Source organism: Amycolatopsis sp. NPDC001319, assembly GCF_042896185.1.
Taxonomy (GTDB): domain Bacteria; phylum Actinomycetota; class Actinomycetes; order Mycobacteriales; family Pseudonocardiaceae; genus Amycolatopsis.
Map to the genome: position 1 here is coordinate 1012610 of NZ_JBIAWY010000002.1, position 23182 is coordinate 1035791.

Annotated in this window: 24 protein-coding genes; 12 read left to right on the forward strand and 12 right to left on the reverse strand. The window is 71.8% G+C overall.

Annotated features, from left to right (window positions below):
• The first annotated feature begins 54 nt into the window (after positions 1-54).
• Both lepB and ACFY1H_RS09930 read left to right on the forward strand, forming a co-directional pair.
• Complete coding sequence (lepB, locus tag ACFY1H_RS09925; protein WP_366586953.1) at positions 55-972, forward strand: signal peptidase I; 918 nt, start codon at positions 55-57, stop codon at positions 970-972.
• Positions 973-1021: 49 nt separating this feature from the next.
• The gene (locus ACFY1H_RS09930; RefSeq protein WP_386945829.1) at positions 1022-2200 is read left to right on the forward strand and encodes a hypothetical protein; all 1179 of its coding nucleotides are present in this window, start codon (positions 1022-1024) and stop codon (positions 2198-2200) included.
• Here the strand turns inward: ACFY1H_RS09930 and ACFY1H_RS09935 are convergent.
• Together ACFY1H_RS09935 and ACFY1H_RS09940 are read right to left on the reverse strand one after the other, a co-directional pair.
• Positions 2170-2748 carry a helix-turn-helix domain-containing protein gene (locus tag ACFY1H_RS09935; RefSeq protein WP_366586958.1) on the reverse strand — a complete coding sequence of 193 codons (579 nt, stop codon included), beginning with the start codon at positions 2746-2748 and terminating at the stop codon, positions 2170-2172. The genes ACFY1H_RS09930 and ACFY1H_RS09935 overlap by 31 nt on opposite strands.
• Positions 2745-3170 carry a nuclear transport factor 2 family protein gene (locus tag ACFY1H_RS09940; RefSeq protein ID WP_366586961.1) on the reverse strand — a complete coding sequence of 142 codons (426 nt, stop codon included), beginning with the start codon at positions 3168-3170 and terminating at the stop codon, positions 2745-2747. The genes ACFY1H_RS09935 and ACFY1H_RS09940 overlap by 4 nt, the downstream gene beginning before the upstream one ends.
• Before the next feature lie 205 nt (positions 3171-3375).
• On the opposite strand from ACFY1H_RS09940, the gene ACFY1H_RS09945 reads away from it, so the two are divergent.
• Positions 3376-3873: a cupin domain-containing protein gene (locus ACFY1H_RS09945; protein WP_366586963.1), complete on the forward strand. Its 498-nt coding sequence runs from the start codon at positions 3376-3378 to the stop codon at positions 3871-3873.
• 4 nt (positions 3874-3877) lie between these two features.
• Here ACFY1H_RS09945 and ACFY1H_RS09950 read toward each other — a convergent pair whose 3' ends face one another.
• Together ACFY1H_RS09950 and ACFY1H_RS09955 are read right to left on the reverse strand one after the other, a co-directional pair.
• Complete coding sequence (locus ACFY1H_RS09950; RefSeq protein ID WP_386945831.1) at positions 3878-4549, reverse strand: hypothetical protein; 672 nt, start codon at positions 4547-4549, stop codon at positions 3878-3880.
• Positions 4546-5055, reverse strand: coding sequence for a SigE family RNA polymerase sigma factor (locus ACFY1H_RS09955; protein ID WP_366586968.1), 510 nt, complete (start codon positions 5053-5055; stop codon positions 4546-4548). Before ACFY1H_RS09955 ends, ACFY1H_RS09950 begins: the two co-directional genes overlap by 4 nt.
• A gap of 118 nt (positions 5056-5173) precedes the next feature.
• Here ACFY1H_RS09955 and ACFY1H_RS09960 point away from each other — a divergent pair, with 118 nt between their 5' ends.
• Together ACFY1H_RS09960 and ACFY1H_RS09965 are read left to right on the forward strand one after the other, a co-directional pair.
• Positions 5174-6550 carry a M20 family metallopeptidase gene (locus ACFY1H_RS09960; protein ID WP_386945833.1) on the forward strand — a complete coding sequence of 459 codons (1377 nt, stop codon included), beginning with the start codon at positions 5174-5176 and terminating at the stop codon, positions 6548-6550.
• Between the two features lie 252 nt (positions 6551-6802).
• Complete coding sequence (locus ACFY1H_RS09965; RefSeq protein ID WP_366586972.1) at positions 6803-7300, forward strand: ATP-binding protein; 498 nt, start codon at positions 6803-6805, stop codon at positions 7298-7300.
• Positions 7301-7343: 43 nt separating this feature from the next.
• Here ACFY1H_RS09965 and ACFY1H_RS09970 read toward each other — a convergent pair whose 3' ends face one another.
• A complete protein-coding gene (locus ACFY1H_RS09970) occupies positions 7344-7970 on the reverse strand; it encodes a DsbA family oxidoreductase (protein ID WP_366586975.1) in 627 nt (208 codons plus the stop codon).
• A 203-nt stretch (positions 7971-8173) separates the two neighbouring features.
• On the opposite strand from ACFY1H_RS09970, the gene ACFY1H_RS09975 reads away from it, so the two are divergent.
• The 3 genes from ACFY1H_RS09975 (at position 8174) to ACFY1H_RS09985 (ending at position 10514) form a co-directional block, all read left to right on the forward strand.
• Positions 8174-8842, forward strand: a complete 669-nt coding sequence (locus ACFY1H_RS09975) for a DUF3159 domain-containing protein (RefSeq protein WP_366586977.1) — start codon at positions 8174-8176, stop codon at positions 8840-8842.
• 120 nt (positions 8843-8962) lie between these two features.
• The gene (locus ACFY1H_RS09980) at positions 8963-9316 is read left to right on the forward strand and encodes a YciI family protein (protein WP_366586980.1); all 354 of its coding nucleotides are present in this window, start codon (positions 8963-8965) and stop codon (positions 9314-9316) included.
• 7 nt (positions 9317-9323) lie between these two features.
• The gene (locus ACFY1H_RS09985; RefSeq protein WP_386945835.1) at positions 9324-10514 is read left to right on the forward strand and encodes an RNA polymerase sigma factor; all 1191 of its coding nucleotides are present in this window, start codon (positions 9324-9326) and stop codon (positions 10512-10514) included.
• On the opposite strand, the gene ACFY1H_RS09990 is transcribed toward ACFY1H_RS09985, so the two are convergent.
• Positions 10511-11365 (reverse strand): DMT family transporter, encoded by an 855-nt coding sequence (locus tag ACFY1H_RS09990; RefSeq protein WP_386945837.1) that lies wholly within the window; start codon positions 11363-11365, stop codon positions 10511-10513. The two genes, ACFY1H_RS09985 and ACFY1H_RS09990, sit on opposite strands and share 4 nt — an antisense overlap.
• Positions 11366-11448: 83 nt before the next feature.
• Between ACFY1H_RS09990 and ACFY1H_RS09995 the strand changes: the two genes are divergently transcribed.
• Positions 11449-12345 carry a LysR family transcriptional regulator gene (locus ACFY1H_RS09995; RefSeq protein ID WP_386945839.1) on the forward strand — a complete coding sequence of 299 codons (897 nt, stop codon included), beginning with the start codon at positions 11449-11451 and terminating at the stop codon, positions 12343-12345.
• Between the two features lie 13 nt (positions 12346-12358).
• On the opposite strand, the gene ACFY1H_RS10000 is transcribed toward ACFY1H_RS09995, so the two are convergent.
• From ACFY1H_RS10000 to ACFY1H_RS10010, 3 genes are all read right to left on the reverse strand, one after another.
• The gene (locus tag ACFY1H_RS10000; RefSeq protein WP_386945840.1) at positions 12359-13573 is read right to left on the reverse strand and encodes an MFS transporter; all 1215 of its coding nucleotides are present in this window, start codon (positions 13571-13573) and stop codon (positions 12359-12361) included.
• 42 nt (positions 13574-13615) lie between these two features.
• Positions 13616-14395 carry a class I SAM-dependent methyltransferase gene (locus ACFY1H_RS10005; protein ID WP_386945842.1) on the reverse strand — a complete coding sequence of 260 codons (780 nt, stop codon included), beginning with the start codon at positions 14393-14395 and terminating at the stop codon, positions 13616-13618.
• A 157-nt stretch (positions 14396-14552) separates the two neighbouring features.
• Entirely contained in the window at positions 14553-16145 is a 1593-nt protein-coding gene (locus ACFY1H_RS10010; protein WP_366586994.1) for an APC family permease, read from the reverse strand.
• A gap of 341 nt (positions 16146-16486) precedes the next feature.
• On the opposite strand from ACFY1H_RS10010, the gene ACFY1H_RS10015 reads away from it, so the two are divergent.
• The 3 genes from ACFY1H_RS10015 (at position 16487) to ACFY1H_RS10025 (ending at position 19009) form a co-directional block, all read left to right on the forward strand.
• On the forward strand, positions 16487-17518 hold the full coding sequence (locus ACFY1H_RS10015) for an LLM class flavin-dependent oxidoreductase (protein WP_386945844.1): 1032 nt from the start codon (positions 16487-16489) through the stop codon (positions 17516-17518).
• Between the two features lie 244 nt (positions 17519-17762).
• Positions 17763-18695 (forward strand): hypothetical protein, encoded by a 933-nt coding sequence (locus tag ACFY1H_RS10020; protein ID WP_386945845.1) that lies wholly within the window; start codon positions 17763-17765, stop codon positions 18693-18695.
• Positions 18692-19009, forward strand: a complete 318-nt coding sequence (locus ACFY1H_RS10025; protein ID WP_386945846.1) for a hypothetical protein — start codon at positions 18692-18694, stop codon at positions 19007-19009. The genes ACFY1H_RS10020 and ACFY1H_RS10025 overlap by 4 nt, the downstream gene beginning before the upstream one ends.
• Here the strand turns inward: ACFY1H_RS10025 and ACFY1H_RS10030 are convergent.
• From ACFY1H_RS10030 to ACFY1H_RS10040, 3 genes are read right to left on the reverse strand one after another with little or no spacing between them, the layout of a single operon-like run.
• Complete coding sequence (locus ACFY1H_RS10030; RefSeq protein ID WP_386945848.1) at positions 18943-20601, reverse strand: alpha-glucosidase; 1659 nt, start codon at positions 20599-20601, stop codon at positions 18943-18945. The two genes, ACFY1H_RS10025 and ACFY1H_RS10030, sit on opposite strands and share 67 nt — an antisense overlap.
• A 20-nt stretch (positions 20602-20621) precedes the next feature.
• Positions 20622-21812, reverse strand: a complete 1191-nt coding sequence (locus tag ACFY1H_RS10035) for an enolase C-terminal domain-like protein (protein WP_386945850.1) — start codon at positions 21810-21812, stop codon at positions 20622-20624.
• A gap of 1 nt (position 21813) precedes the next feature.
• Positions 21814-23136, reverse strand: coding sequence for an MFS transporter (locus ACFY1H_RS10040; RefSeq protein WP_366587007.1), 1323 nt, complete (start codon positions 23134-23136; stop codon positions 21814-21816).
• Positions 23137-23182 lie beyond the last annotated feature (46 nt).

Here is a 23182-nt window from a genome sequence, read left to right on the forward strand (position 1 = left end):
TCGTGATCGGTGGCGCTGCGGCGGCGGCGCGCGGGAAGTCGGTAGCCTGGCCCCGTGGTCGACCCCATCCCCCGCGGTTCCGCCGAGAGTGACCCCGAACGTCCTGATCAGGACGGTGCGGGCGAGTCGTCCGGTTCGGACGGTCGCGGACGCAAGGCACGCAAGAAACGTCCGTTCTGGCAGGAACTGCCGATCCTGATCGTGATCGCCCTCGTGCTCACGATCCTGATCCAGCAGTTCGTCGCCAAGGTCTTCATGATCCCCTCCGAGTCCATGGAGACCACGCTGCACGGCTGCACGGGCTGCTTCGGCGACCGCGTGGTCGTCGACCGGGTCACCTACGACTTCACCGACCCCTCGCCGGGCGACGTGATCGTGTTCCGGGGGCCGGGTCCGTGGACCGAACACGAGATCGCGCCGCAGGAGCCGAGCAACATCTTCGCGAAGGGCCTGCGCGAGCTCGGCTCGCTCGTCGGCTTCGCGCCGCCGGACGAGCAGGACTTCGTCAAGCGCGTGATCGCCGTCGGCGGGCAGACGGTGCAGTGCTGCGACCCGCAGGGCCGGGTGATCGTGGACGGCAAGGCGCTCGACGAGCCCTACATCCACTGGGCCGACCCGAACAACGCGGCCCAGCAATCGTTCGCCCCGGTCACGGTGCCGCAGGGCAGCCTCTGGGTCATGGGCGACAACCGCAACGACTCGTGCGACTCGCGTTGCCAGGGCGACGGCGGGGTCAACGGCACGGTGCCGGTCGACGACGTGATCGGCAAGGCGCGCTTCATCGTCCTGCCGCCGTCGCGCTGGGGCGGGGTGAGCGACTTCGACGCGCAGGACTCGGCGACGCCGGTGGCGCTCGGCGCGCCGGCGTGGCAGCAGGGGCTGCCGCTCGGCGTGGGCACGGCGCTGTCGGTGCCGACGCTGATCCTCGGCCGGCGCACGCGCGAAGCACTGCGCAAGCGCCGCCGCGGCTGACCACGTTCCGCCAGGAGAGTTCACCCGGGCCCCGTTAAGGTCACCCGACGTGGACAGCGCGCGCGAACCCTACGACCGCGAAGCCGCCGAGCAGTGGTTCCGGCGGCGCGGCCTGCCGTCGGTGGTGCGGGGACGTCCTGCGCACCTGCTGGTGCGGATCGTGCCCGCCGAGGTGTTCGTGGTGCTCGGGCTGCTGTTCACCACGGCGACGTCGGTGCTCGACGGCGGCAGTGACGACGAGTTCGCGCGCCGGATGGACCAGACCTGGTTCGCACTGCTCTACCTCGGCGTGCTCGTCGCGTACGTGGTGGTGCCGTCGGCCGGCGCGTGGCTCGCCGCGCGCTGGGTCCGGCGGCGCGTTCCGGCGCGGCAAGGCACGCCCGTCGCGCTCGCGGTGGCCGCGGTGTTCCTGGTGCTCAACCCGATCGTCGACGCCGCGGCCCCGCCGCACGACTCGCTGCCGGTCGGCGTGCTGGAGCAGCTCGGGCTGCTGGTGGTGCTGCTCGTCGCGGCGTTCTTCGGCGGCGGCTCCATCCTCGGCTGGGCGCTGCGGGCCGCGTTCCGCCAGCTCGCCCGCCTCGGTGACCTCACGTCCCGCGCGTTGCCGCTGCTCCTGCTGTTCACCGTGTTCGGCTTCTTCACCACCGAGATCTGGCAGGTGACCGCCGACCTGACGCGGCACCGGATCTGGCTCGTCGTCGGGCTTTTCTCGGTGGTGGCGGTCCTGTTCCTCGTGTCGACGCTGTCCGACGAAGTCCGGTCGCTGACGAAGGTGGCGAAGCCCGCCGAGCCGGACACGCTGGAGGGGACACCGTTCGCGTCGTGCACCGATCCGGCGCCGGAGCGGGTGCCGCTGACCAAACTGGAGCGGGCGAACATGGTGCTCGTCCTGCTGCTCACGCAGATCCTGCAGACGCTGGTGCTGTCGGTGCTCACGTTCGTGTTCTTCGTGGCGTTCGGCGTGATCACGGTTCGCGCGCCGGTGATCAAGTCGTGGGTCGGGCACGATCCGTCGCCGGGCACGCTGTTCGGCATCCAGGTGCCGATCGCCAACGAGCTGCTGCAGGTGTCGTTGTTCATCGCCGCGTTCTCGGCGTTGTACTTCGCGGCCGGCGCGGTCACGGACGCGACCTACCGCAGCTCGTTCTTCGAGCCGCTCGTGCGGCACCTGGGCACGAGCCTCACGGCCCGCGACCACTACCTCGCGCGCCTGCCCGTGCGCGGCTGAGCCCGCAACCCGTCCAGCACGAGCTGCAGCAGGCGGTCCGGCAGCTTCGGATCGTCCGGCGTTTCGTCGGCCGCCTGGCCGATGGCGCCGGCGAGGCGCAGGAGGTCGGCGATCCTCGCGTCCTTGTGGGCCTCGCCCGCCTTTTGCGCGCGGGCGAGCAGGGTTTTCCCCGCCTGCTCAACGGGAATCCGCGCCGCGGCGAGTGTCGCGTTCGGACGGTCCGGCCCGGTCGCCGCGGCGATGGCCTGCCACGCGCGGTGCCGGTCGACCACGGCCCGCAGCCAGGTGCCCAGCGCGCCGAACGCGTCACCGGCCCGGGCCGCCTCCCGGCCGAGGTCGAGCAGCGCGTCCACCTCACCCCGGAACACCGCGTCGAGCAGGTCTTCGCGGCGCGGGAAGTGGCGGTACAGCGTGCCGATCCCGACGCCGGCCCGGCGCGCGACCTCCTCGAGCGAGGCGTTCGTGCCGTGGGCGAGGAACGCCGCCCTAGCCTCGGCGACGAGCCGCTCGCGGTTGCGGCGGGCGTCGGCGCGTTGCGGGCGGGTCACGCCGCTTTGAGGTGGTGGCTGAGGTCCCCGGCCAGCGCCACGTGCGGCCGCCGTTCGACGAAGCGCCATCCGTAGTCTGCGCGTTCGAAGCGGTCGTCGTAGTGGCCCGACGCGATGGGCTGCAGCGGCAGCCCAGGCACGGCTTGCAGCGCCGTCCAGTAACTGTGGGCCGTGGCGGTTCCGGCGGCCTCGTCGACATGGACGCGCACGTTGCTGGTGACGTGACGGGTGCGCGGGGTGCCGTCGGGGTAGAGCACGAGGGTGTCGTGGAAGTACCGCTCCACGGCTTCGCGCCCCGTCGCCGGGTCACCACCGGCGAAGGTGCCGTGGGCGAACAGCTCGCCGACCGCGGCGAAGTTCCCGGAGTCGACGTGGGCGGCGTAGGTGAAGATCAGGTCCTCGATGGCGTGGCGTGCGGACATGGTCGCTCCCGGTGCGTAAGAGGAGGGGTGCCTCCGCTCTACTATACGGAGGTACCCCTCCTCTTGGCCAGTGCCGTGTGCCGGTCACCCAAAACCGTTGGCGCGCTGGGGAAATTCACGGCGGCGCGGCCGGCGGCGGGCGTGGTACGTTCGCCGCGGATCCGGCGCCGCCGCGATCCCACGACGGACTTCCTGGGGGCTTCACATGTCCATCGTCATTCCCAGCTTCGACGACTCCGTGATCGTGCGGTCGGGCGACGCCGAGGTCATCGGCCGCGCGCCCACGACCGTCAAGCTGCTCGCCGACAGCAGCGCCACGGGCGGCGCGCTGTCGACCATCCAGGTCGAACTCAAGGACGGCGCCAACGGCGCGGCGCCCCACCACCACGCCGGCTCGGCCGAACTGTTCTACGTCCTCGGCGGCACCGTCCAGGTCCTCTCGGGCGACACCGTCGTCACCGCCGACCGCGGCGACCTCGTCGTCGTGCCGCCCAACCTGACCCACGCCTTCGCCGCCGCCCCGGGCGAGGACGCCGACCTGCTCATCGTCATCGCCCCCGGCGTCGAGCGCTTCGAGTACTTCCGCCACCTCGAGCGCATCGCGTACGGCAAGGCGGCCCCCGAAAGCCTCCTGGAGGTCCAGGAAATCTACGACACGTACTTCAGCGCGAGCGCGGCCTGGGAAGCGGCGCGGGCCGTCTGAGCGGTCACTTGGGCAACGAGTCCCCCACCGTGCTGTACGCGTTCATCGGCAACGTCGTGATGCCGCCCAGGACGGTGGTGTCGCGGCGGGGGAACCAGAAGACCGTGACGGCCAAGGCGTCGACGCGCTGGGTGTCGGCGCCGTACATCAGGCCGTTCACGTCCGCGGTGATGCGAGTGGCGGGGCCGGAGTAGTAGCCGTAGAGGGGCACGTCCCGGCCCGGGCGGCCCGCGGTGAGGGCGTGGAAACCGGGTGAGCTCGCGCGGGAGCCGGTGGCGAGCTCGGCGGTGACGCCGCCGGCCGTGCGGTGGCCGAGCACGAGCTGGTACGGCGAGCTGTCGGGCAGCGCCGGGGTGCGCTCGAAGAACAGCACCACCTCGCCTTCCGGGTCCACGATCCTCGTGCCCACCACGTCGCCGATCGGCGCCGCGGCGCGTTGTTCGGGCTGAGCGGCCGTCACGGCCAGCGTGGTCACCGCGGGTGCATCCGGCGTCCGCAGCAGCTGCGCGCCCACGACGACGCCGACCAGCACGACCACCGTCGCCGCGGCGGCCGAAAGGCGGTGCAGGTGGCGGCGCCGGCGTCCCCGGTGCATCACGCCGGCCAGGTCGACCGCCGAGAATTCCACGGCGGGCGGCTCAGTGAGCACCCCGCGCAGCGCTTCGAGATCCGTCACGACACCTGCCCCGCCGCGCACGAGCGCCGGTCGGCGGCCGTGATGCGCATCTTCGCGAGCGCCCGCGAGTTGGTGCTCTTCACGGTGCCCAGCGACACCTTCAGCTCGGCCGCGACGTCGGCCTCCGACAGGTCCCAGAAGTGCCGCAGCACCACGATCGCGCGTTCCCGCGGGCTCAGCGGCGCCAGGGCCCGCATCAGCCACTCCTGGTCGGCGACGCCGGCGGTGAAGTCGCGTTCGACGGCGCGCTCGGGCACGTCCTCGGTGGCCTGCTCGCGGTACGGGCGGCGCCAGCGGTCGATCACGTGGTTGGACAGCACCTTGCGCGCGTAGGCGAACGGGTCCTGCTTGCGGATCCGCGGCCACGACGTGTACGTGCGCACCAGGGCGGTCTGGACGTCGTCCTCAGCCTGGTGCCGGTCGCCGGTCAGCAGGTAGGCGGCGTGCAGCAGCCGCGGCGAGACCGCGCGGACGAAGTCCGCGAACTCGCTGTCACCTCGGGCCATGCCGGTCCTCGCGCGCGTACATGACCGGTCAGACGAGCGGGACCGCGAAAAGGTTGAGTCCATTTTCGTCGGCGCCGGGTGCTACAACGGACCCGGCGTCCCCGACGGAAGGTGCTCGATGCAGCGCGCGGACACGATCGACCAGGCCCTGGAGCGGTTCGACTCCGGCGAGCTCTTCGCCGAGCTCGCGCGCCGCGTGGCGTACCGGACCGAGAGCAACCTCGCCGACGGGCACCCGCGGCTGCGCGCGTACCTCACCGACGAGCTCGCCCCCGCGCTGGAAGCCCTGGGCTGCCGCACCCGCGTCGCCGAGAATCCCGTGGCGCCCGAGTGCCCGCTGCTGGTGGCGACGCGCCACGAGTCCGCCGACCGGCCGACGGTGCTGCTCTACGGCCACGGCGACGTCGTCAACGGCGAAGCACCCCGCTGGCGCGAAGGCCTCGACCCGTGGACGCTGATCGCCGAGGGCGAGCGCTGGTACGGCCGCGGGTCGGCCGACAACAAGGGCCAGCACACGGTCAACCTCTTCGCCCTGCGCGAGGTGCTGCGGGCGCGCGGGCAGCTCGGGTTCAACCTGGTCGTGCTCGTCGAGACCGGTGAGGAACGCGGCTCCCCCGGCCTCGTCGAGGTGTGCGGCGAGCTGCGCGACGAACTGCGCGCGGACGTGCTGATCGCCTCCGACGGGCCACGCGTGCGGGCCGACCGGCCGACGCTGTTCCTCGGCTCCCGCGGCGTCACGCAGTTCACGCTCACCGCGGACCTGCGCCCGCGCGACCACCACTCCGGCAACTGGGGTGGCGTGCTCCGCAACGCGGCCACCACACTGGCCGCCGCGATCGCGTCCCTTGTGGACGGCCGGGGCCGGATCCTGGTGCCGGCACTGCGTCCCCCGACGGTCCCGCCGTCAGTGCGCCAGGCGCTCGCGTCCGTGCCGGTCGGCGGCGGCGCGGACGACCCGGCCGTCGACGAGGACTGGGGCGAACCGGACCTCACGCCGGCGGAACGGCTGTTCGGCTGGAACACCGTCGAGGTGCTGGCGTTCCTCGCCGGCTCGCCCGCGTCACCGGTGAACGCCATCCCCGGCCGCGCCGAGGCGACCCTGCAGCTGCGGTCCGTGGTGGGCACGGACCTCGCCGGGCTCGAGCCCGCGCTGCGGAACCACCTGTCGGAGCACGGTTTCCCGATGGTCGAGGTCGCCGTGACGGAAAGCCGGCCGCCGACGCGCACGGATCCCGGCCACCCCTGGGTGCGCTGGGCGGCCGGCTCCGTCGCCCGCACCACGGGCAGCGCGCCCGTGCTGCTGCCCAACCTCGGCGGCACGATCCCCAACGACGCGTTCGCCGAAGTGCTGGGCCTGCCGACGATCTGGCTCCCCCACTCGTACCCGGCCTGCGCGCAGCACGCACCCGACGAGCACCTGCTCGCTCCCCTGGCCCGCGAGGCCGTCGCGATCATGACCGGGTTGTACTGGGACCTGGGCGAAAAGGACAGCTGAGCGGATCTCGCCGGTTCGCCGGGGCCCGAGACGAGCCGGGACCTTGATCACGGCGAACCCGCGGGCGCCTCGACCATCACGGCGGGTACCGCGAAGCCGTGACCTGGGGCGTTCACCCAGCGAATCCGGATGCGTGACCGTGCGGGTACACACATCGACCTCCCGCCGCGAACCGCCGCGAGGTCGATGGCATGATGCCCCAACCGGTCCCGCTCGCGGAGGGCGGCAGTGAGCCGACGAGGAAGGTGAGGCTTGAGCACGCGCACCACCCAGGTGGACGATCTCCGACTGGTGGCTCAGCCCAGTGCGGTTCCGTGCACCGAGCTGTTCGTCCGCCTGATCCTGTCGGACTGGTCGCTCCTGCCGATGCTGGAACAGGTCACGGCCGTCACGTCACGGCTCGTCGGCGACATCGTGGACCAGAGCAACTCCGCCGCCCCCGCGTTCATCACCGTGCGCCTGCAGCTGCGCGGCGAGGTGCTCGTGGTCGAGATCGAGGACGACCTCGTCGGCCCGAACCCGCCGCGCACCGCGCCCGGCGAGCAGATCGGCGTGGAGCCGCTGCGCAACGGCCGCCTCACGTGGTGCGAGATGCCACTGCCCGGCGGCATGACCGCGGGCCAGGTCCGCCTGCCGCGCCGCCAGGAACGCCGCACCCTCGTGGACGAGCCCGTGTCGGGCGCGCCGGTCGCCGCCGACCCGGAAGTGCTGGAACGGCTGCTCAACCGGCTCAGCGGCTGGTCCGGCTGAGCAGCTCGTCCACAGTGGACCCGGTGGGCTCAGTGGCCGCCGGTCACGCGGCGCGCCCGCTCCACGCGCGCTCGAGCGCCTGCGCGAACACCTCGGTGGCCTGCCCGCCCGCGACGCCGATGCGCCGGTCCAGCACGAAGAACGGCACCCCGGTCGCGCCGAGCTGCGCCGCTTCCCGCTCCTCCGCGCGCACGGCGTCCGCGTAAGCCGCCGGATCGGCCAGCACGCGGCTCGCGTCCTCGCGGTCCAGTCCGGCCTCCACCGCCACGTCGAGCAGCGTGTCCCCGGTGAACAGCGGCCGCGCGTCGGCGAAGTTGGCCTTGAACAACGCGTCCACCATGCGGTGCTCCAGCCCGCGCTCGCGCGCGAGGTGCATCAGGCGGTGGGCGTCGAAGGTGTTGCCGATCTCCCGGTCGGACCGGTACCCGAGCCCGACCTCCGCGACGAGCCCGGCCAGGCGCTCTTCCATCTCGACGGCCTGCGGCCCGTACCTCGCGGTCAGCATCTCCTGCAACGGCTCCACCGTGTCGCGCGACGGGTCCAGCTCGAACGACCGGAACGTCACCTCCACCTCGTCCCGGTGCTCGAACCCCGCCAGCGCCGCCTCGAACCGCGCCTTCCCGAGGTAGCACCACGGGCAGATGACATCGCTCCAGATTTCCACGTGCATGGCCCCAGCCTAAGGAGCACGGGGGTGATCCAGAAGTACGCACTCCCAGGTAACCGACCGCTCCCTGCGCCGCGGGGCGGCCGTCCCGGCGGGTGTGGGCGGACTCACCACGAGCCGGACCCACGCAGGGTGACCGCCGGGACCACCCGACCGTGGGCCCAAGCTAGGAGTTTGCCTAGTTCCCGCCCGTTTCAATCGGAGGTGTGGAGCGACCTGGGACGAAGACCGAAGCCCGGCGGGACGACGCCGGGTCAGCCTCCGAGTCACGGCCGCGCACGGCGTGGGAGCGGACGGGCGGGCTGGTGGGCCTGCTCGTGTCGTCGCTGCCGTCGCTGGTGTTCGTGGTGGTGAACTCCTTCGCGGGGCTCATCCCGGGGATCGTGGCCTCCGTGGCGTCCGGTGTGGTGTTCGTGGTGCTGGCCGTGGTGCTGAAGAAGCCGCTGCAGCCGGCGGTGTCGAGTTTCGTCGGGGTGGCGATCACGTCGCTGATCGCGTTCCTCACCGGCTCGGCCAAGGGCTACTTCCTGTCCGACATCTGGTTCAGCCTCGCGTGTTTCGTGGTGCTCGCGGTGTCGATCATCGTGCGCCGGCCGCTGGTCGGCGTGGTGTGGAGCCTGGTCAACAGCGAGAAGATGACCTGGCTCGCCGACCGGCGCTCGCGGCTGGGCTACGACCTGGCCACCGCCACGGCCACGCTGGTGTTCGCGTCGCGCTTCCTGGTGCAGCAGTACCTCTACGACCAGGACCGCACGGGCTGGCTCGCGTTCGCCAAGATCGCCATGGGCAACCCGCTCACCGGCCTCGCCTTCGGCGCCGCCGCGTGGGCGATCCACTACGCGAGCAAGCGCGAGAAGCTGCTGGCCGACGCGTAGCGGCGAGAACGCGGCAAAGCGAGAAGTTTTTCCCTTCGTGGTGTCGAATGGCGTCGAGCCGGTTCGTGGGCAGGTGAGGGACCGGCGAACGGACCGGTCGCCCGAGCGAAGGAGCCCGCCATGAAGCAGTACCTGCTCGCCGTCCAGCTCGACGAGAGCAAGCCGGAGCCCGAGGAGGACTTCGAGCCGATGCTGGCCCGGACCGGCAAGGTCACCGAGGACATGAAGTCCGCCGGGGTGTGGGTGTTCGTCGGCGGCCTGGAGCCCTCGCACGCGTCCACGGTCGTGCGGCCCGGCGACGGCACGGTCACGATCACCGACGGCCCGTTCGCCGAGACGAAGGAACAGCTCGGCGGGTTCTGGGTGATCCGGTGCGAAGACCTCGACCAGGCGCTGGCGTGGGCCGAGAAGTGCGCGCTGGCCTGCGGCCAGGCGATCGAGGTGCGCCCGTTCGGCGAAGTCCCGCGGCGCTGAGGCGCCGATGGACCTCGACAGCGTCTACCGGGCGGAGTACGGCCCCTGCGTGGCCACGCTGACGCGTCTCCTCGGCGACATCGGGCTCGCCGAGGAAGCCGTGCAGGACGCGTTCGCGGTGGCCGTCACCAAGTGGGCCGACGGGCTGCCGCCCAACCCCGGCGGGTGGATCGTGACCACCGCGCGCAACCGCGCCATCGACCGCCTGCGCCGCGAGTCCACTCGCGAAGCGCGCCACGCGCAGGCGTTGCTGCTGAGCCGGCCCGACGAGCCGCAGGAGGTGGGACCCGTGCGCGACGACCAGCTCCGCCTGATCTTCACCTGCTGCCACCCGGCGCTCTCGCCTCTCGCGCAGACCGCGCTCACCTTGCGGCTGCTCGGCGGGCTGGAGGTGCCGGAGATCGCGCGCGCCTACCTCGTGCCGGAGGCGACCGTCGCCCAGCGGATCGTGCGCGCCAAGAAGAAGATCCGCGACGCCGGCATCCCCTACCGCGTGCCCGCCGAGGCCGACCTGCCCGACCGGCTGCCTCCCGTGCTCACCGTGCTGTACCTGGTGTTCAACGAGGGTTACACGTCGACCTCCGGCGAGCTGCTGCGGACGGACCTGTGTCTCGAGGCCGTGCGCCTGGCCCGGGCGCTCGCCGACCTCATGCCGGACGAGCCGGAGGTGCTCGGGCTGCTGGCGCTGCTCCTGCTCACCGAAGCCCGTCGGCCGGCGCGCGTCGGTCCCTCCGGTGAGCTGGTGGTGCTCGCGGAGCAGGACCGGTCGCGGTGGAACCGCGAACTGATCGCCGAGGGCCACGACCTGGTGCGCCGCTGCCTGCGCCGCGCGCAGCCGGGTCCGTACCAGCTGCAGGCCGCCATCAACGCCGTGCACACGGACGGGCCGGCCACCGACTGGCCGCAGGTCCTGGCGCTCTACGACCAGCTCCTGCGGCACGCCCCGACGCCGGTCGTCGCGCTCAACCGGGCGGTCGCCGTCGCCGAGGTGCACGGTCCGGCGGCGGCGCTGGCCGTCGTGGACGAACTGGACCTGCCGGGGTACCACCTGCTGCCGGCGACCCGCGCCGACCTGCTCACCCGGCTCGGCCGGACCACGGAAGCCGTCGCGGCGTACGACGACGCGATCGGCCTGGCCGGCAACGACACCGAACGCGCCTTCCTGCAGGCGCGACGGGCTCGCCTGACCGAAACCTAAGGCGCCGCAACGGGTTCCCGCGCGCCGGTGCGTTCGGCACCGATGCCCGCGACCACCACGAACAGCACCCCCGCGGCCGCGGCGAGGTCGGGCACCTGGTGGAGCACGAGCAGCCCGATCGTCATCGCGATGGCGGGTTCGAGGCTCATGAGCGTGCCGAACGCCGACGCGTTGAGCCGCCGCAGCGCGAGCATCTCGAAGCTGAACGGCACCACCGGCAGCAGGATCGCCAGCCCCAGCCCGGCGAGCAGGAGCTCCCACGACAGGTGCCCGAACACCGCCGGGCCCTGCACCAGCGTCGCCACGATCGCCGCCACCGGCATGGACACCGCGAGCCCGCGCACGCCCGACACCTCGTCACCGACGCGTTGCGTCAGCAGGATGTAGGTGGCCCAGCAGACCGCCGACGCGAGGGCGTAGCCGACGCCGACCAGGTCCGCCCCGCCTTCCCACGGCTCGGTCAGCAGCAGCACACCGACGGCGGCGAGCACGGGCCACAGGCGTTTGCCGCCGCGCCCGCGCGTGATCGCGACCGTCAGCGGGCCGAGGAACTCCAGCGCGCTCGCCGTGCCCAGCGGCAGCCGCGCGACGGCGGCCATGAACAGCATCGTCATGCCGGCCGTGACGACCCCCAGCACCACACACGCGAGCAGTGTCGAGCGGCTGAACGACGACGGGCGCGGGCGGACCAGCACGAGCAGCAGCACCCCGGCCCAGGCGAGCCGCAGCCACGCCGCTCCCTCGGGCCCGACGCGGTCGAACAGGCCGACGGACAGGGCCAGGCCGAGCTGCACGCAGAGCATCGCGGCGACGGCGAGCGCCGCCCCGGTGCGGGTGGAGGAGGAGAGCACGCGTCCAGGAGAACCGATGCCCACCGTTCGTGTCCACGTGCCGATCGTGAACGTACTGTCCGAGAATCCTGGACAATGAGGGCATGGACACCCGCAGGCTGCAGTTCCTCCTCGAGCTGTCGCGGCTCGGCTCGATGCGCGCCGTCGCGGATGTGCTCGACACCACCACGTCGACGGTGTCGCAGCAGATCGCCGCGCTGGCCAAGGAGACGGGCGCGCCGCTGCTCGAACCGGACGGCCGCCGCGTCCGCCTGACCCCGGCCGGGCGGCGGCTCGCCGAGCACGCCGTCACGATCCTGGCCGCAGTGGAGGCGGCGCGGGCGGACCTCGACCCGTACGCGGAGCCCGCAGGCACCGTGCGGGTCGCGGGTTTCGCCACGGCGATCCGGCGGGCTCTGCTTCCGGCGGCCGACCGGCTGGCGCGGACGCATCCGCGGGTGCGGCTGGTGATCAGCGAGTACGAACCCGCCGAGGCGATGACCCAGCTGCTGACCGACGACGTCGACCTGGCGCTGATCTACGACTACGACCTCGCGCCCGCGACCACGGACCGCTCGCTCGACGTCCGTCCTCTGTGGACGGCCGCGTGGGGCCTGGGGGTGCCGGCGACGGATGCGGGCCGCGTGGCGGGCGAGGGCACGCTGGCCGTGTTCGAGGCGTTCCGCGATCACGACTGGATCGGCAACTCCCGCAACCGCGCCGACGAGGACGTGGTGCGCACGCTGGCGTCGATGGCCGGGTTCACCCCGCGCGTCACGCACCTGGCCGACAGCCTCGACCTCGTGGAGGACCTGATCGTCGCCGGGCCGGGCGTCGGGTTGCTGCCGGTTGCGCGCCCCACGCGGCCGGAGGTGGCGCTGCTGCCGCTGACCGGGCCGGACGTGCGGCTGCGCTCGTTCACGGCCACCCGCCGCGGGCGCGACGCGTGGCCGCCGCTCGCGCTCGTGCTCGGCCTGCTGCTGCACCGCGGCGACCCGTGACCACGGACTCGGGTCAGGTCAGGAGGCCGGGCTGGGCCTGAGTGAGCTCGGCGTCGCGGAAGGCGGCGGGCGAGAGCTGCCACCACACCACCACGGCGCCGGCCAGCTGGATCAGCGCACTCATCACCCACACCGCGCGCAGGCTGACGTGCGCGGCGACGAACCCGCCCGCGAGCGCGCCGAGCGGCGTCAGGCCCCACGCCAGCGCGCGGTGGCTGGTGAGCACGCGGCCCAGCAGCTGCGACGGCGTGAAACGCTGACGTGAGGACTGGGAACGGACGTTCCACACGAGCGTGGTCGCCGTGAGGAACACGAGCACCAGCCCCACGACCGGCGGCCACGGCGGCACCACGGCGATCGCCAGCTGCGCCACCACCCCGCAGCTCTGCGCCCACCGCATCGACCACGAGTACCCCAGCCGCCGCACCACCCGGTCGACCACGAACGACGACGCGACCCAGCCGACGGCCAGGCACGCCATCAGCCCGCCGTAGCCGACGGGGCCGAGGTGCAGCACCTGCGTCGCGAAGAGCACCAGCATCGCGTTGCCGGCGCTCGCCGCGAACGACCCGAGCGCGACGGTGATCGTGATCGACCGCAGCAGCGGCGTGCCCACCAGGTACCGCAGCCCTTCGCCGATGTCCCGCAACGGATGCGCCGGCGACTTGACCGGCGGCGCCGACGGAATCCGCCGCACCAAGGCGAAAGCCACGACCGCGGCCGCCGCGGCGCCCCACGCCGGGATCCCCGCCCCGACCCCGAGCAGCACACCGGTGACCGGCGGGACGACGAACTGCACCAGCCCCCGGTCGATCACCTGCAGCCGCGCGTTCGCCGCCGCCAGCCGGCCGGGCTCCACGACGTCCGGCACGAGCGCGCCGCTGGCCCCGTCGCCGAACACCTGCGCGGTGGTGACCACGAACGCCACCACCGCCACGAGGGGCAGGCTCAGCTCGCGCAGCGACCCGGTCACGGCGAGCGCCACGGCGGCCGCGGTGAGCACGGCGTACGCCCCCGCCAGCACCGCCGTCCGCCGCACCCGGTCGATCACCACGCCCGCGAACAACGACAACACCAGCCACGGCGCCTGCCCGGCCACCGTCACCAGCGAGATCTCCCGCGGGTCGGTCGTGATCGACACGGCCAGCAGCGGGATCGCCGACAGCACCAGGCCTTCCCCCGCCGACCCGAACACAGCGACCAGCTGCAACCGCCCCCACGACCCCATACCGGCGAGTCTGGTGGCTGGGTCAAGTGCTTTTCTTGCCGGTCAAGCCTTTCCGAAGGCGAGCAGGTGCGCGCTGGCGTTGATCAGGTGGGGATCCCGCTCGACCATCCGCGCGCAGCGCAGCGCCGAGTCCAGGTGCTCGTCTCGCAGGTCGGCGGTGGCGATGTCGAGCGCGGCCCACGCGGGGCCTTCCACGCCGAACACGTCGACGTCCCGCACACCGGCGGCCCGCACTTCGGCGCGCAGCTCGGCGGCGGTGTGGAAATGCGCGGGAACGAACCCGACGTGACCGTCGTAGGTTCCGGTGCCGACGACCTCGCCGACCGCGGCGGCCATCCGCGCGTCGAGACGCCCGGTCGTCCCCGTTTCCAGGAGCGACAGATAACGGCCGATCGCCGCGGCGCACACCACCCCGCCGGGGCGGAGTACCCGCAGGGCCTCGGTCAGCGCCGTGGCTCGGTCCCCGGCCTCGACGAGATGGTAGAGCGGCCCGAACAGCAGGACGACGTCCGCACTCGCGTCCGGCCACGGGAGGGCCCGCGCGTCGCCGGGTTCCGCCGTGACGCCGGGGATCGCGGCCGCGGCCTCGACGTGGCGGGGCACCGGATCGACGACGTGCACGAAGTGCCCCTCCGCCGCGAGCCAGCGCGCGTGCACGCCGGTCCCGCCGCCGACGTCGAGAATCCGCAACGCGTTCCCGTCCAGCGCCCGGCGCACCAGCTCCCGCGTCCGCAGGAACTCCAGCCTGCCGTGCGGCGAGCGGGTCAGCCGGGTGTCCTCGTCGGTGCCGCGGCCGTAGAACTCGGTGAGGTTCGTCGTCATGGCACCCGAGGATGATCGCGTACGGCGCCGCGCCGCAAGCGAGAATCGGCCGCGCCGACACCGTTCGCGGCGCCGCCGGTGAGCGTCCGAACGCCCCGCGCCCGTTCCGGCACCGCGGTGACCGGTCTCCCGCAAGGGAAACCGGTCACCCGCGACGTCACTGCACCGCCAGCTCCAGCGCCTCGCGTTCGACCGCCGCCTTCACCTTGGCGCTGTCGACGGCGACGTTCACGGCCCAGTAGAACACCGCCAGGCTGAACGCGATCACCACCAGCAGGTCGATCCACTCCGGCAGGGCGTTGATGTTGCCCGACTCGCCGTAGCGGCCGAGGAAGCCGATGAGCACGTGGCCGGCGAGCCACGGCGCGATCCACTGCGCGGCCTTCCAGTCGATCGGGAGGCGTTCCAGCTTCGGGCTCGTCGCGCGCGCGACGAGGAACAGACCGAAGCCGATCACGACGGCGATCATGATCTTCCACGTGACGTCGAAGCCGCCCCAGTAGATGATCAGGTTCGCGGCCACGAAGCCCGCGGGCGCCAGCACCTTCGGCATCGGCGCGCGGTACGGGCGCGGGCGGTCCGGGTCGCGCCTGCGCAGCGCGATCATCGAGACCGGGGCGAACGCGTACATCAGCGCGGTGGCCGACGTGATCACGCTGACCAGCGACTGCCAGCTCGGGAACGGCAGGAACGCGATCTCGCCGACCACGAACGACACCACGATCGACCACACCGGGACCCCGCGCACGTTGAGCTTGCCCAGCCCCTTCGGCAGCGTGCGCTCGCGGCCCATCGCGTACGACAGGCGCGCCGACGTGCCGAGGTAGAGCATGCCGGTGCCCGCCGGGGAGACGAAGGCGTCGGCGTAGAGGACGTACGACAGCCAGCCGGCGCCGGCGAGGGTCGCCAGCGTGGCGTACGGGCCGAACGAGCCTTGCGCGATCGGGTTGTCCCAGCCCTTGAGCAGCGCGGCCGGGTCGAGCGCGCCGATGAACGCGACCTCCAGCAGCAGGTAGACGATCGTGCCGATCACCATCGCGACGATGATCGCGCGCGACAGGTCCTTCTGCGGGTCGCGGGCTTCGCCGCCGACCTGCACGGCCTGCTCGAAGCCCTGCAATGCGAACACCACACCGACCGGCAGCGCCGCGAAGATGCCGTGGGCGCCGTGCGGGGCGAAGCCACCGCCCGCGGTGAAGTTGCCCGGGTGGAACCGCAGCGAGAGCAGCACGACCACTGTCAGCACCGGTACCGCGGTCTTCCAGATCACCGTGGCCGAATTGCTTTCCGACAGCAGTTTCACGCCGACGAGGTTGATGAGCGTGAAGATCGCCATGAGCAGCGTCGCCCAGCCGAACCCGCTCGCGGTGAGCGTGCCCGAGGGGCTCAGCAGATTCAGGTGTTCTTTGATCCAGGTGATGTTGTCGAGGTATTCGAGACTGGCCTCGACCTCCACCGGCGCCAGCGCCACCGCCTGCAGCCACGCCACCCAGCCGCCGACGAACCCGCCGAGCACTCCGTACGCGAGCGCGGGGTACCGGGCCGTGCCGCCGGCGACCGGGTAGGCGGCGCCGAGTTCCGCGTGGATCAGGGCGAGCGTGGCCATGATGATCGCGGTGAGCACCCACGACACGAGCGACGCGGGGCCAGCCACCTTCGCCGCCTTGAGCGCGCCGAGCAGCCAGCCGGAGCCGATGATCGAGCCGAGCGAAACGAACATCAGGCCGTAGAAACCGACCGATCTGCGCATTCTCGGCGAAGTGCCCGCGGCTGCGGTTTTCTGGGCAGGTTCAACCATGGATGTGCCTCGATCCGAATGTTCGGGAACTTTGTCCGAATGATTCGCGCCAGTACCTGTTTTCAGGATTTATCGCAAGCCTCCGAATGTATTTCTGACGCGATCACAACGCGCGATTCTGGCGTGCCGGCCGATGGAACGGAACCGTCGCTCCGTTACAAGTTAGTTTCAGTCCGGGAAACCGGACATCTCGTGAGGCTTCGACAAAGTGCTCCAGACCACACCGGAACCGGAACAATCCCGGCGCCGCCGAGGTTGATCTGCGGCAGGACCCGGAGCCAGGAGGAACTGCCGTGCCGATCACCTCGGAACCGTTGCGCAAGCTGGGCTTCCTCACGATCGGGCTGTTCGACGAGGCCGATCCCGCCGCCGGTCACGAGTCGACGCTGCAGGTCATCCAGCTCGGCGAGGAGCTCGGCTTCGACAGCGCGTGGGTGCGTCACCGGCACCTGCAGTTCGGGATCTCCTCCCCCGTCGCGGTGCTCGCCGCCGCCACGCAGCGCACGAGCCGCATCGAACTGGGCACCGCCGTGATCCCCCTCGGCTGGGAGAACCCGCTGCGCCTCGCCGAAGACCTCGCCACGGTCGACGTCCTCTCCGGCGGGCGCCTCAACCCGGGCCTGAGCGTCGGCGAGCCGCGCCACTACGACCACCTCGCGCCCGCGCTCTACCCCGACACGGCGTCGGCCGAGGACTTCAGCTACCGGCGCGTGGAGCGCCTCCTGGGCTTCATCCGCGGCGAGAAGGCCACCGACTTCAGCGGCACCGAGGGCATCGAGGAGTACTCGCCCCGCGTCCAGCCGCACTCCCCCGGCCTCACCGACCGCCTCTGGTACGGCGGCGGCAGCACCCGCTCCGCCCGCTGGGCCGGCGAGCACCGCATGAACCTCCTGGCCAGCAGCGTCGTGCGCGTCGAGGACCCCGACGCCACCGACGTCGACTTCGCCGCCATCCAGGCCGCCCAGATCCGCGAGTTCCGCGCCCACCACCCGCTCGGCGCCGACGCGCGCGTGTCCCAGGGCCTGGTCGTCATCCCGACCGACAGCGCAACCCCCGAGCAGCGCGCGAAGTACGAGGCCTACGCCGCCTCCCGCCTCCCTCGCGTCGGCAAGGCCCACGGCCCCGCCCGCATGACCTTCGCGGAAGACCTGGTGGGCACCTCGGCGTCCATCGCCGAGCGGCTGTACGCGGATGCCGGGTTCCGGGAGGTCTCGGAGGTGGCCTTCGCCTTGCCGTTCACCTTCGAGCACGCCGACTACGTGCAAATTCTGACGGACATCGCCACCCGGCTGGGCCCGGAACTGGGCTGGAAGCCGGCCGCCTGACGCCGGCTCCCTCACCGGGGTGAGCCGCGGCCGGCACAACTCCGCGCGAGAAGCTCCGCAACTCACCCTGCGCTATGCTCCGTCGCGCACCGTGCGGGCACTGCTGGTGTCGCCCACCCGGCAACCCGGGCGACCGAACCACCGAACAGCACGAACGACCGATCGCGCCCCCGTGGGTGCCTGAAGAACCATGGCTGGATTCCCTCCTCGCCGAGCCGGGCGGTGACGAAGGAAGGACTCTGCCGTGACCACCTCAGTCGCCGAGCTCGCCTCGGTCCGCCGCCGGTTCACCGGTGAGACGCATCAGGAAGCCCACAAGGCGATCAGCGCCGATCTCCCCGGCGCGACCACACCGCGAGATGCGATGATTCCGGCCGCACATTCCTTGCACCAGCGGGTTCTGGAGACTTCGCTCCTGCTCGCCCTCCGGCATTCCGCCCGCCGATCCACCGGGCCCGGGGTGTTCAGAAAGGTCAGCCCACGCCGCGACATGCTCGTGGTCAGCCTGGCCGAGGACGCGGCGCCCCGGTTCTTCCGTGCGCTGCTGGCTCCGGTCGAACCGAATGAGGGCCGCGACGGCCTTCCCGGGTTGCGCATCACCTTCACCGGGCCGCACCTGGAGCTCCGCCTGCTCGATGTCGACGGCCGAGTCACCCCTTGCCGCGTCGTGGTCCGTGACATCGGAGAACACGACTGGACGCAGATCTGGGGCACCATCAGCCACACGGCTTACGGCGGGAGATGCGTGGACCCGCGCCTGGAGTGCTCGCCCCAGTTGAGCTCAGGTGAGCGGCACGGTTACGACTTCCACTGGCAGCACTGCGGTCCGGTCGCTCTCGGCAGCGCGATGCTGCGCCGGATCGGGCTGGTCGCGCACGCGGGCGCGATCGACGTGTGGAGCGGGTTGGGCGGCACGGTGCTCCACCTCGAAACGGAGCAGGGTCCTTCGGTGTTCTCGCTGGTCGAAGATCTGTGCGACCCCGTGGCGGGGATCCTCGGCGAAGGCGTGGTTCTCGAGGGAACACGAGGACCGGTCAAGCCTTCGGCGACCTTCGCGCGGATCGTCGACCGGAGCCCGACTCCGGACCGGTTCGTCGGCCGCCTGCGCGACCAGGGCGAGCCCCCGGCGCTCGCGCTGCGCACCGTCGGCCGACCGAGCGCGGCGGCGAACCGGTGACCACCGTCCCCCGGGGCACCGACCGCCTCACCTTCCTGCAGTTGCTCGACCGGGTCCTCACCTCCGACGCTCGCACTCGGCGCGCGCGGGCTCTGGTCCGCACCGTCTCGCTTTCCGTGGCCGTGCTGCTCGCACCCTTCGCGCTGCTCGCGGTCGGCCTCGCTTTCACCGGGTTCGTCCGCGTCGCGACCGCCGCGGTTGCGGTGCTCGGTGCGGCGGCCGGGAGCGTCGTTGCCTTCACGCGGCGTCAGCGGCGGAAGACGACGGCTTCCCAAGGCCGCAGCGGACCCCCCACTGACACCGGCCCCGGGTAGTTGCCCAGGAGCAGGGAGGCGCCGGACCAGCCGGCCACGGCGGAGGAGGGCACGTCGAGCGGTGAGCCTGACCAGTTGGCCAGCACCAGCAGCCCGTGGTCACCGGAAGTGCGGGTGAACGCGAACAGCCGAGGGTGATCAGGCTCCAGCAGCGAATACCGGCCCGAGACCACCAACGGCTCTGCATGCCGCAGCGCGATCAGCCGGCGGTAGTGCGAAAACACCGACTCCGGATCGTCCACTTGCGACATTGCGTTGATGGTCACGTGGTTGGGGTTGACCCGGAGCCAAGGCGTACCCGAGGTGAAGCCGGCCTCGGCGGAGGCGTCCCACTGCATCGGGGTGCGGGCGTTGTCGCGGGAGCGGGCGCGAAGGGCCGCCAGGACGACGGAAGGCGGCTGCCCCAACGGGCCCGTCGCCTCGAAGTAGTGGTTGCGGGACTGGATGTCGGCGAAGTCGTCGATGGAGGAGAACGGCACGTTGGTCATGCCGAGCTCCTCGCCCTGGTACACGTACGGAGTGCCGCGGTGGAGGTGGAGGACGGTGGCCAGCGCCTTGGCCGAAACCGCCCGATCAGCACCGTCGTCGCCCCAGCGGGAGACGACGCGGGGCTGGTCGTGGTTGTTCCAGTAGAGGCTGTTCCAGCCGCGGTCGGCCAGGCCGACCTGCCAGCGGGCGAGCGTGCGCTTCAGGGCCACGAGGTCGAACGGCCGCACGTCCCACTTCGAGTGGCCCTGGTCGAGCTCCACGTGGTCGAACTGGAACACCATGTCGAGCTCACGGCGCGCCGGGTCGGTGAGGAGCTCCGCATCGGCAACGGACGTGCCGGGCGTCTCGCCGACGGTCAGGAGGCGATCATCACGGCCGGCGAAGACCTCGCGGTGCATCTCCTGCAGGAACTCGTGAAGACGGGGACCGTTGGCGTACAAGGATTCCGCGTCGCCGTAGAGGTCGCCGGCGACCAGTGGCGCGTCGGGCAGTGAGACGGGCTTGGCGATGAAGTTGATGACGTCCATGCGGAACCCGTCGACACCGCGGTCGAGCCACCAGCGCATCATCCGGTGGATCTCCCGGCGCAGCTCCGGGTTCTCCCAGTTGAGGTCCGGCTGCTTGCGCGAGAACAGGTGCAGGTAGTACTCCCCCGAATCCGGGTCCTGCTCCCACGCCGGGCCCGAGAAGCGTGAGCCCCAGTTGTTGGGCTCGCGGCGCCACCAGTACCAGTCGTGCTTGGGGCTCGCGGGGTCACGCGACTCGACGAACCACGGGTGCTCGTCGGACGTGTGGTTCACGACGAGGTCCATCACCACGCGGATGTCGCGCGCGTGGGCCTGCGCCAGCAGCTCGTCGAAGTCGGCGAGCGTGCCGAACACCGGGTCGATGCCGTAGTAGTCGCTGATGTCGTAGCCGTTGTCGTCCTGCGGCGACGGGTACACCGGCGAAAGCCACACCACGTCGACGCCCAGCGCGCTCAGGTGGTCGAGCTTGCCGATGATGCCGCGCAGGTCGCCGATGCCGTCGCCGTTCGAGTCGGCGAAGCTGCGCGGGTAGATCTGGTACACGGTGGCGGTCTGCCACCAGCGAGGCGTGTTCATTCCCCTGCTTTCCCGATAGCTCAAGCGAAAACGACGTCGTCGGCGTCGGCGCGGCCCAGATCCAGCTCCATGCCCAGCCCCGGCGCGTCCGACGGGGACAGCACGCCGCCGGCCGCGTTCACCGGCGAAGCCAGGAACAGCTGGTGCACCTGGTTCCACTTCACCAGATCCTCCTGGTACGGCGTGTGGGCCGGCGACTGCGTCAGCGAGAAGTGCAGCGTCGCCGTGGCCGAGTGGCCGTGCGGAATCACCTGGAGGTCGTGGGCGGTGCCGTAGGCCGCGATCTTCAACGCCTCGGAAAGCCCGCCGCACCAGTACAGATCCGGCTGCAGCACGTCCAGCGCGCCCGCGTCCACGAACCGCCGGAAACCCCAGCGCGTGTACTCGTGCTCCGCCCCCGCGAGCGGGATCGGCAGCCGCTGCCGCAGCAGGGCGTACCCGTCGATCCGGTCCGGCATCACGGCTTCCTCGAGCCACCGCGGCCGGAACTCGGCGATCCGCGAAGCCAGCTCCGTCACGTAGGTGACATCCATCGACTGCCAGCAGTCGAACATCAGGTCGTAGTCCTCGCCGACGGCCTCGCGCAGCGTCCGCACGAGCGCGACGTTCGCGCGCAGCCCCTCGTACCCGCTCGCCGGGCCGTGGCGGAAGAACCACTTCTGCGCCCGGTACCCGCGGTCGCGGAACTCCACCGCCCGCTCGCGCACGCGGTCCGGATCCTGCACCGAGAAGCCGAGCATCGACGCGTACGCCGGCACCTCGTCGCGCGTCGGCCCGCCGAGCAGGCGGTACACCGGCTGCCCGAGCCACTTGCCGCGCAGGTCCCACAACGCGTTGTCCACCGCGCTGATCGCGAGCATCGGCTGGCCGCCGCGTCCGTGCACCTGCGCGCGGTGCAGCTGGTCCCACAGCTTCTCGCCCGCGATCGGGTCGCGGCCGAGCAGCAGCGGCCGCAGCTCGTGCGCCACCAGCCACGCCACGGTCTCCGGGACGGGGCCGGCGCGCCCGATCAGGCCCTCGTCGGTCTCGATCTCCACGAAGTACGTGGTGATCTCGAACCCGCCGGGCCGCTGCACCCCGCCTTCGTGGTCGTCGCGGGTGCGGTACTCGGGGTAGACGTCGAGCGGACGGACCAGCCGGTCCTCCCACAGGTCCCCGTCGGTCGGCAGCACACCCTTCAGCCGCCGCAGCCGCACTTCGGCGATGCGCACGTCAGACCTCCTGCTTCGGGCCGGACACGGAAACCAGCGCCCGCCGCTCGGGCCGCCAGACGAGCAGGATCACCGTGACCGCCAGGATCGCGACCACCGACATCGCCGCGAGCCACAACAGGCCGCCGTCGAAGCTGCCGGTCTTCGCGTCGATCGCCCCGATCACCGCCGGGTTCACGACGCTGGAGAGGTTGCCGAGCGCATTGATCAGCGCGATGCCACCCGCGGCCGCCGCCCCGGTGAGGATCGCCGTCGGCAGGCCCCAGAACGTCGGCAGCACCCCGAACACGCCGAACGCCGCCACGCACAGCGCCACGAGCTTCACCACCGGCGCGTCGAACAGCGCCGACGCGACCAGCCCGACCAGCGACACGCCGAGCGCGACGTAGAGGCTCGTCGCCCGCAGCCCCGGCCGGTCGGCCAGGCGCCCGAGCACCAGCATGCCGAGGAGCCCGAACACGTACGGGATCGCGGCGACGAACGTGGTCGCGGTGTTCCCCAGCCCGAACGGCTTGAGGATCTGCGGCAGGAACGTGGACACTGCGCCGTTGAGGTTCGTCAGGCCGTAGTACGCCACGGCGAACATCAGCACCTTCGGGCTCAGCAGCGTTTTCAGCACCTTGCGCCGGGTGCTGCCGCTCCCGCCGAGCGCTTCCTTTTCCGCGGCCTCGCGCGCCAGCGTGGCGGTGAGCCACGCGCGTTCCTCCTCGTCGAGGAACTTCGCCTTGTCCGGGCTCTTCGGCAGCAGCCACGGCATCAGGATCCCCATCAGCACGGCGGGCACGCCCTCGATCAGGTACACCCACTGCCAGCCGTGCAGGCCGAGCCAGCCTTCGAGGTTGAGGATCAGGCCCGACAGCGGGGTGCCGATGATCAGCGCCACCGGGATGCCGGCGGTGAACGTCGCCATGATGCGGCCGCGGTGCGCGGCGGGGAACCACAGCGTCAGGTAGAAGATCACGCCCGGGAAGAAGCCGGCCTCGGCCGCGCCGAGCAGCGCGCGTGCGACGTAGAGGCTCGGCACGTCCCACACCAGCGCGTGGGCGGCGGAGATGATCCCCCAGGTCACGAGGATGCGCGCGATCCACCAGCGCGCCCCGAACCGGGCCATCGCGAGGTTCGAGGGCACCTCGAGCAGCACGTACGGCACGAAGAACACGCTCGCGGCGAACCCGAACGCCGCCGCGCCGATCCCCAGGTCGGCGTTCATCGTGAGCGCCGCGACCCCCAGGTTCGCGCGGTCGATGATCGCCAGGAAGTAGCCGATGATCAGCACGGGCAGCAGTCTCAGCGACAGCTTCCGCACCACACGTGACTCGAGCATGGATCCTCCGCCCACGGGCAACCGGACGCCTCGGCGCGTCCACCGG

Coding starts and splice junctions, on each gene's coding strand:
- ACFY1H_RS10030 (WP_386945848.1), bottom strand. CDS start 20,601: ATGAACACGCCTCGCTGGTGGCAGACCGCCACCGTGTACCAGATCTAC.
- ACFY1H_RS09945 (WP_366586963.1), top strand. CDS start 3,376: ATGTCCATCGTCATTCCCAGCTTCGACGACTCCGTGATCGTGCGGTCG.
- ACFY1H_RS10005 (WP_386945842.1), bottom strand. CDS start 14,395: ATGACGACGAACCTCACCGAGTTCTACGGCCGCGGCACCGACGAGGAC.
- ACFY1H_RS09985 (WP_386945835.1), top strand. CDS start 9,324: ATGGACCTCGACAGCGTCTACCGGGCGGAGTACGGCCCCTGCGTGGCC.
- ACFY1H_RS10000 (WP_386945840.1), bottom strand. CDS start 13,573: ATGGGGTCGTGGGGGCGGTTGCAGCTGGTCGCTGTGTTCGGGTCGGCG.
- ACFY1H_RS10010 (WP_366586994.1), bottom strand. CDS start 16,145: ATGCGCAGATCGGTCGGTTTCTACGGCCTGATGTTCGTTTCGCTCGGC.
- ACFY1H_RS09955 (WP_366586968.1), bottom strand. CDS start 5,055: ATGGCCCGAGGTGACAGCGAGTTCGCGGACTTCGTCCGCGCGGTCTCG.
- ACFY1H_RS09970 (WP_366586975.1), bottom strand. CDS start 7,970: ATGCACGTGGAAATCTGGAGCGATGTCATCTGCCCGTGGTGCTACCTC.
- ACFY1H_RS09960 (WP_386945833.1), top strand. CDS start 5,174: ATGCAGCGCGCGGACACGATCGACCAGGCCCTGGAGCGGTTCGACTCC.
- ACFY1H_RS10040 (WP_366587007.1), bottom strand. CDS start 23,136: ATGCTCGAGTCACGTGTGGTGCGGAAGCTGTCGCTGAGACTGCTGCCC.
- ACFY1H_RS09980 (WP_366586980.1), top strand. CDS start 8,963: ATGAAGCAGTACCTGCTCGCCGTCCAGCTCGACGAGAGCAAGCCGGAG.
- ACFY1H_RS09995 (WP_386945839.1), top strand. CDS start 11,449: ATGGACACCCGCAGGCTGCAGTTCCTCCTCGAGCTGTCGCGGCTCGGC.
- ACFY1H_RS09940 (WP_366586961.1), bottom strand. CDS start 3,170: ATGTCCGCACGCCACGCCATCGAGGACCTGATCTTCACCTACGCCGCC.